The organism is Prosthecobacter gellanilyticus, assembly GCF_007992435.1.
GTDB lineage: Bacteria > Verrucomicrobiota > Verrucomicrobiia > Verrucomicrobiales > Verrucomicrobiaceae > Prosthecobacter > Prosthecobacter gellanilyticus.
Genome location: NZ_BKAG01000066.1, coordinates 22,349 through 28,921, shown reverse-complemented (window position 1 = coordinate 28,921; position 6,573 = coordinate 22,349). Strand labels below are relative to the sequence as shown.

Annotated in this window: 5 protein-coding genes; all 5 read right to left on the bottom strand. The window is 60.1% G+C overall.

The annotated features are described in order from the left end of the window. Nucleotides 1-233 precede the first annotated feature (233 nt). The 5 genes from BGE01nite_RS26345 to BGE01nite_RS26325 all read right to left on the bottom strand — a co-directional run bounded on the left by BGE01nite_RS26345 (nucleotide 234) and on the right by BGE01nite_RS26325 (nucleotide 6,549). The gene (locus BGE01nite_RS26345; RefSeq protein ID WP_146855478.1) at nucleotides 234-1,628 is read right to left on the bottom strand and encodes a sulfatase-like hydrolase/transferase; all 1,395 of its coding nucleotides are present in this window, start codon (nucleotides 1,626-1,628) and stop codon (nucleotides 234-236) included. Nucleotides 1,629-1,736: 108 nt separating this feature from the next. Beyond that, nucleotides 1,737-2,714 (bottom strand): hypothetical protein, encoded by a 978-nt coding sequence (locus tag BGE01nite_RS26340; RefSeq protein ID WP_146855476.1) that lies wholly within the window; start codon nucleotides 2,712-2,714, stop codon nucleotides 1,737-1,739. 285 nt (nucleotides 2,715-2,999) lie between these two features. Continuing rightward, nucleotides 3,000-4,205: a hypothetical protein gene (locus BGE01nite_RS26335; RefSeq protein ID WP_146855475.1), complete on the bottom strand. Its 1,206-nt coding sequence runs from the start codon at nucleotides 4,203-4,205 to the stop codon at nucleotides 3,000-3,002. Further along, complete coding sequence (locus BGE01nite_RS26330) at nucleotides 4,202-5,896, bottom strand: adenylate/guanylate cyclase domain-containing protein (RefSeq protein WP_146855473.1); 1,695 nt, start codon at nucleotides 5,894-5,896, stop codon at nucleotides 4,202-4,204. The genes BGE01nite_RS26335 and BGE01nite_RS26330 overlap by 4 nt, the downstream gene beginning before the upstream one ends. Nucleotides 5,897-5,904: 8 nt before the next feature. Next, nucleotides 5,905-6,549 carry a carboxypeptidase regulatory-like domain-containing protein gene (locus tag BGE01nite_RS26325; RefSeq protein WP_146855471.1) on the bottom strand — a complete coding sequence of 215 codons (645 nt, stop codon included), beginning with the start codon at nucleotides 6,547-6,549 and terminating at the stop codon, nucleotides 5,905-5,907. Between the last annotated feature and the right edge of the window lie 24 nt (nucleotides 6,550-6,573).

Here is a 6,573-nt window from a genome sequence, read left to right as displayed (position 1 = left end):
TCGCGCACCCAGCGCCAACCCTGTCACGCCCAGCTCTCTCTGCGCATCAAAGCGACATCTCGCTTCATCGCGGCAAATGATTGACGCCTTCGATCGCGGTGCGCGACTCTTTGTTCGGCCGCGCCAAAGGCGCATCCCATACCAGCCTAGGGCGTCAAGCCCTAGGTTCACCAGCCCGGCATAGCCCGAAGCGCTGAAAGCGCGCTCCATGCTTGTCCCGCGATTGGCGCTCTTCAGTAATCCCGAAACGGTCCCCGAGGCTCGCTCGCGTCCATTTCCTTTCGCCACGCCGCAAACCTCTCCGCCATCATCCTGGCGATCTCCGGCTTCTCCCGGGACAGATCTTTCTTCTCACCCACATCATTCGTTAGGTCATAGAGTCCTTTGCCCTTCTCAGACTCCAACCATTTCCAGTTCTGAAAGCGCGCCGCCTTGTCACCACGGCGCTGCCAGAACATTTCCTCTCGGCTGGACTTCGCCTCACCGCGCAGCACCGGCAGCATGTCGAACCCGTCCAGCTTCACACCCTCCGGAGCCTTTGCGCCCGTGGCGCTCAGCAGAGTCGGCACCAGCTCCAGCGATGTCAGAAAATCATCCGTCACCTTTCCTGCTGGCAGCTTCCCAGGCCAGCAGGCAATGAACGGCACTCTCAGCCCGCCCTCCCACATCATGCTCTTGCTGCCTTTCAGCGGCGCATTGCCGCCATTGCCGCTGCCACCGTTGTCCGACATGAAAAGATAGATCGTGTTCTCTTTCTGGCCTGCCTTCTCCACCGTCTCCATGATCTCACCGATCGCCTCGTCCATGCAGGTCACAGCACCACAGTATTTTGCCAGCTTTTCATCCTTCACCTTGCCGCGATACATCGCCGCATACTTCTCCGGCACCTGCACACCCTCGGCCACCTTCTTCTCACCTTCCCTCGTGCCCTCGCCAAAGCTCGATGCCCCATGCGGCGCATTGAAAGCTAGATACAAAAAGAAAGGCTTCTTCCCCGCGTGATCCTTCACAAAGCGCAGTGACTCACGGCGAAAGACATCCGTCACATACGTGCCCTTGTCCTCCTCTGTCCGTTGATTGCCACGGAACAGCGAGGGCACGCCATAGCGCTCATGCGTGTAGTAATCGATCCCGTTGTTTCCATGCCCGTAGAAGAAATCAAAGCCACGCTGCAGCGGCAGATAGCGCTTCGCCTGTCCCATGTCCCACTTGCCCACACAGCCCGTGGCATAACCAGCTTTCTTCAAAAGATCACCGATTGTCACCTCGCGCACATCCAGCCCCAGCGTCATCTCCGGTGACACCGCATACTCATCCGGTGAATAGAGATGGCCAAAGTTCACCATGTCATTGCGCACCATGTCATAGAGCCCGTTGCGTTGCGGATACCGTCCTGTCAGCACACTGCCACGAGACGGAGTGCACGCCGGCCACGTCACATAAAAGCTCGTCCCCCGCACACCCTCCGCTGCCAGCTTGTCCAGATTCGGTGTGATCAGCGGTTTCGAGCCGATGCATCCCAGGTCCGGATACCCCTGATCATCACTGATGATGAGCACCACATTCGGCGCCGCCGGGCAGAGCCGTACGCAAAAAGCGAGAACGAGGAAAAGGCAACAAGCACGCATGCCCTCACGAACGCTGCGGCAGGGCCTCGTCTCACATCACAAACGACTCATCCGAAAACGAAATACCCCGCCAGCACAGGCTGGCGGGGTCTTCGGAAGCATCTCAATTTACTGGCGGGTCACTGTCAGGCTCTGGCCGTTGCGACCCACCGTGGAGGAGAAGCGGGCAAAGGGGCTCAAAAGACTCACCGTGCGATTTCCCAAGCGGAAGCTCAGCGCGAGGCTGTTATCAGGCCAGCTGACTTCAGCATAGGTGCTGCTCTCGACATTCACGACCACATTGCCAGGGCGGAGCTCACGAAGGGTGTAAGTGCCATTGGAGTTGAAGCGCACCGAGCGGATGTGAAACGCACCCTCATTGCCCAGGACCAGGTCCGAGTTCCAGTCGCCGGAGGTGCGGAAGTTCGTCATCAACTGCGCCACAGTGACGCGGTTCACATTCAGCACCAGACGAGCTCCGGCGGTCACGTTCACATTGAAGGTGGTGAAGAAAAGGAAATCCGGACGGGAGTTGATACCGAGCAGCACCTTGACCTGGATCTGGCCGGGATTGCGGGGCAGTTCGCCAGCCGTTTTAACCAGGAAGCCCACATTGGCCGGGAGCTGCTCCACATTGTTGATCTGCACGCCGACAATGTTGTACTGGCTCAGGTTGTCGATCGTCAACAGCCCCTGGCCTGCAGGCAGCGGACGGATCACCCGGTAGCTGCTTGGGGCAAAGCTCGTGTAGTTTCCCTGCACCAGGCGGAGGCGGCTGGTGATCGCCGTGGCTGGCACCACCACATTCAGACGGGTGGCACTGATGAAGGTGAAGCTGGCATTGATCGGCTGCCCGTTCTGACCTGTCATCTGAACCACATAAGGAGGCTGGCCGTTCCAGATCGCGCCATTGGAGCCACGGTTGAAGTTGGTGCCGTTCAGCTGAATCACCGCTGCGGGGGCTCCGCTGGCCTGGACTGAGGCTGTGATCTTCGGCGCATTGGCCGCCACCTGCGCGGAAGCTACCTGGACGGAGCCCGCAATCAGCAGACCGGTGATGACAACAAGACCGCTGATCGAGCGGCGGATGGAGGCGATACTTTTCATGGAGGTGAGGAGTGGATGTTTGGTTTTGAGATTCGGCGGGCGGCTTTCGGCGCCCTTTCATCTCGCTGATGCACGTCCCCTCCCGGACTTGCGCAAATTCCCAAACTTTTTTCGTCCGTGACCCAAACACCAAGAAGAGCGGCTCAAAATCACCCCCTTGAACCACCCGGAACCCCATTGGAATGGGGTTCCACGTGCCGGCCCGGTCGTACCACCCCATTCCAATGGGGTGGACGAAGTCCAAACGACCTCCATCCACGCCACCCACCCTCGAACACTCCCTCTCTAAAACCGCACCGTGATCTGCCCCGCGAAGAGGTGATCCCCCTCCTGGTCATGCCCCGTCCGCTCCGCGATGCTGTACTGCAACTTCGCCTGGATCTGCCGCGTCAGCCGGTGCCCCAGCGCCAGGTCAAACCGCCACCCATCGCGATCCCACTCGCGGCTTGTCCCTGGAATATCACCGAACCAACTTTGATTCCACCTCGCCGCCAGCCATGTCGCCGCTCCGAGCTTGCGCTTCGCCTCGATGAAGCCGCTCGTCACACGCACCCCGCCCACATTCGGCACTTCAAAACGGCTCGTCATCAGCTCCGCCCAGATCTGCCATGGCCCGTGCGCATACCCCGCATCCACGCCAAACGTCGTCTGGTCATAGTCACGATAACTCCGCCCCGCAGGCATGGTCGGTTGTGACTCTTCCAACAGGTAAGGCCCATGGCTGAACGAGGTGCCAAAGTTCCACTCCGCCGCCGGCCTCCAGCCGAAGCGCCCCGAGTAGGTCGTCGAGTCCCAGCCATTCTGTACCCCATCCCATGCCCCGGGCCGCGATGAGAGCGCTGCGTTCTTCACCTCCAGCGCATAGTCCAGATGCTCCGTGCGTCCGAAAATGGAGGCTCCCGTGGCATACGAAGGCCCCCAGATGATCGGCACCCAGGTGTTGCGGATCTCTGGATTGTTGCGCCGTCCCGCGAGACCCGCCAGCGGCCTCGCCGCATTGTCCACCACTGGCAGCATGTCACTGTAAGCGGCAGGTGCCGTGATGAAGGGATTGTCCCAGGAAAGCCGCCTCGGCGTCCACGCTCCGAAAGCCGTCGCAAACTTCCCGGCGCGCATATTGATCAGATCACTCTCCAGCGCCTTCCATTCCACGAAGTACTCATCCAGCCGAGTCTGGCCATCCGGCGCAAAACCCGGGTCAAACCCGCGATCCGTCCGCATCTGCATATGCGCCCGCCAGTGCTCGGTCATCTGCAGATCCAGCATCAGCGTCAGCCTTGGATTGAAGAACAGCTCATCATCCGTCTCCAGCAATCCCAGCGGCTGCATCTCCGCCGCATACAGCTCCAGATCAATGAGCCCGGACACATCCGCGCGCCATTCACCATCTGCGCTGCTCACGGTCAAAGCCTCGTCCAAAGACTCAAGAAACTCCTGTCCCTTTAATATCGGGGCCAACAGCAGGAGGGAGATGAACAGGAGATGCTTCATGACACTAGACGATGAGCGATGACAGGTTCGCTGAACCCTTTCAACTTCAACGGTTCGGTGGCGGCAGACAAAACACTTTCCGGCAGCTTCGCGCGCGTCTGGTCATCCATCACGATCTCACCCGCCGCCGCCAAGCTACAAAGGCGCGCGGCCAGGTTCACACGATCCCCGATCACCGTGTAGTCCGCGCGGTTCTCGGAACCCAGGCAGCCTGCCACCACCTTCCCCGTGGCGATGCCAAATCCAATGCCCAGCGGCTCATGCGTCTCCGCATTCAGCCGCTCGCGCTCCGCTCGCATTTCACGCGCGCACTGCACCGCATCCTGAGCATGGTTTGCATTGTCCGTCGGCGCGCCAAAGAGGATCATGATGGCATCTCCGGCGAACTGGTTGATCACGCCATGATGCCGGTAAACCACCCGCGTCAGCGCCCCCATGTGCTGGTTCAGCAGCTCGATCACCTCGCGCGGATCACGTCCGGCACTCAGCGCGGTATAACCACGGATATCGCAAAAAATCACACTCACCTCGCGCAGCTCGCCGCCGAGCGGGATCTTCCCCGCCATCAGCTCCTCCGCCACGCGCCGGTCCGCCACCATGCTCAGCACGGAGTGGTAGCGTTCCTTGAGCGCCAGTCCCGCGCCCATGTCCAGAAAGGCATCCGCCAGCCTGCGCATTTCCTTCGTCGGCCCTGGAATGATCGCCGGCTGAAAGTCACCTTCCTGAATGCTCTGCGTGGCCGAAACCAGGCTCTGGATCGGCTGCGTCACTTGCCGGGCAAACAAAGCCCCGATCAACGAAGCCAGCACAATGGCCCCCACACCCAGCGCGATGATCTGCCAGATCAACCGGCGCTGCTGCGCCTCAAATCCCGCCAGCGAGAACACCGACACATAATAAGCCGGTGGAAACGGCGAGCCTGAGTTCAGACAGTGTGCATTCAAGCGATAGCCTGCGCCTTCATGGCGGAATACCCTCTCCACATTCTCAGTCTTCGTCAGCTCCGTTCCATTCCCCAGCTGGCGCTGAATCTCCCCGCTCAACTCCGTCGAAAATGCGTCCCCGATGAGCTGTCCGTTCAGCCATAGCCCGCCCTTAAGATCAAACTTCGTCTCACCCGAACTCTCAAAGCCGGACATCTCCTGCCCGATCACCAGCGCACCCACCGTCGAATCAAAATTCCGGATCGGTGCTGACAGCACCCGGTAGATGCGCTGGGGTGAACGCTCCTCCGGTCGCAGCACCACATACCCCACTCCCATGCCATTCTGTGGTGACGCCGGCTTGAGCTGCTCATGAATCGGCTCCTGAAGCTTCGCTGAAAACAGCCCCGCATTCGCACGCGTGCCTGTCGGTGGATCAATGATGGCTCCCTCGGCATCGATGAGGCGGAAGAAATCAAAATCATCCAGCCGCATCTCATCCTTGGCCACCTGATACGCATCCGGATCACCCGCCTCCAGCACCGCGAAGAGCCTCACGGATTCCGAAAGCCGCCGCGCATTCTTTTCGGCGAGTTCGATGTCCCGCTGCTGCTCACGCCGGAAGCTGGCAAACTGCTGCTCGAAGAGCTGGTCCAGCATCTCCCGATGAGAGGCATCATTCTGCCGTTGCGCGATGAACAGGCTCGCCCCCGTGGCCACCGCCACGAGTCCGATGATGGCCTGCTGCAATCGTGCGCGAAAGGTCATGGCATGTGTTATCGAGCAAGCTGCGCGGCCGTGGTTTTGCCATCGCTGATCGTGATCGTGGACTGCACGATCTTTTCCGAGGGCAGCATCGCCTTGAGCTGATACTCACCCGCCGGAATGCCGCTGATCTTGAAGCGCCCCTGCGCATCCGTCAGTGCAAACCACGGCGTGTCCAGCACCAGCAGACGGCAGCGCATATGCTGGTGGATCTCGCAGTAAATTTTGACCAGCCCTGGCTTCTCAAAGACCACACTCGGACTCTTCTCATCCTTCCGGAAGCGCCCCAGATCAAAACGGCGCGGCTTCGAGTAGGAGAACACATTGTGAAACTCCTCGTCCATGTTCGGGAATGTGGCGCTCGCTCCGGTTTGCAGCACGACGACAGGCGGACGGAATTGATAACCCTCCTGCTCAATCTTCACATGCTCCTTGGCACGCGTCTTGGGGTAGGTCATTCCAGCCTTCTCCACCCACACAATGGCCGGTGTGTCATCCTCTCCCTGGATCGGCTTCACCGTCTGCGGCTTGTAGCCCGGCTGGACGGAGGGCGGCCGCTGCACATCCAGCGCCACCACGCCCGAGACAGCACCGTCCGCCATCACCAGACGGCAGAGGATCAGGGAAAAGAAAGTGACGAGCGTGAAACGCGGCATGGCTTGAATGAAGCTGGAAAGACC

Coding starts and splice junctions, on each gene's coding strand:
- BGE01nite_RS26325 (WP_146855471.1), bottom strand. CDS start 6,549: ATGCCGCGTTTCACGCTCGTCACTTTCTTTTCCCTGATCCTCTGCCGT.
- BGE01nite_RS26335 (WP_146855475.1), bottom strand. CDS start 4,205: ATGAAGCATCTCCTGTTCATCTCCCTCCTGCTGTTGGCCCCGATATTA.
- BGE01nite_RS26345 (WP_146855478.1), bottom strand. CDS start 1,628: ATGCGTGCTTGTTGCCTTTTCCTCGTTCTCGCTTTTTGCGTACGGCTC.
- BGE01nite_RS26340 (WP_146855476.1), bottom strand. CDS start 2,714: ATGAAAAGTATCGCCTCCATCCGCCGCTCGATCAGCGGTCTTGTTGTC.
- BGE01nite_RS26330 (WP_146855473.1), bottom strand. CDS start 5,896: ATGACCTTTCGCGCACGATTGCAGCAGGCCATCATCGGACTCGTGGCG.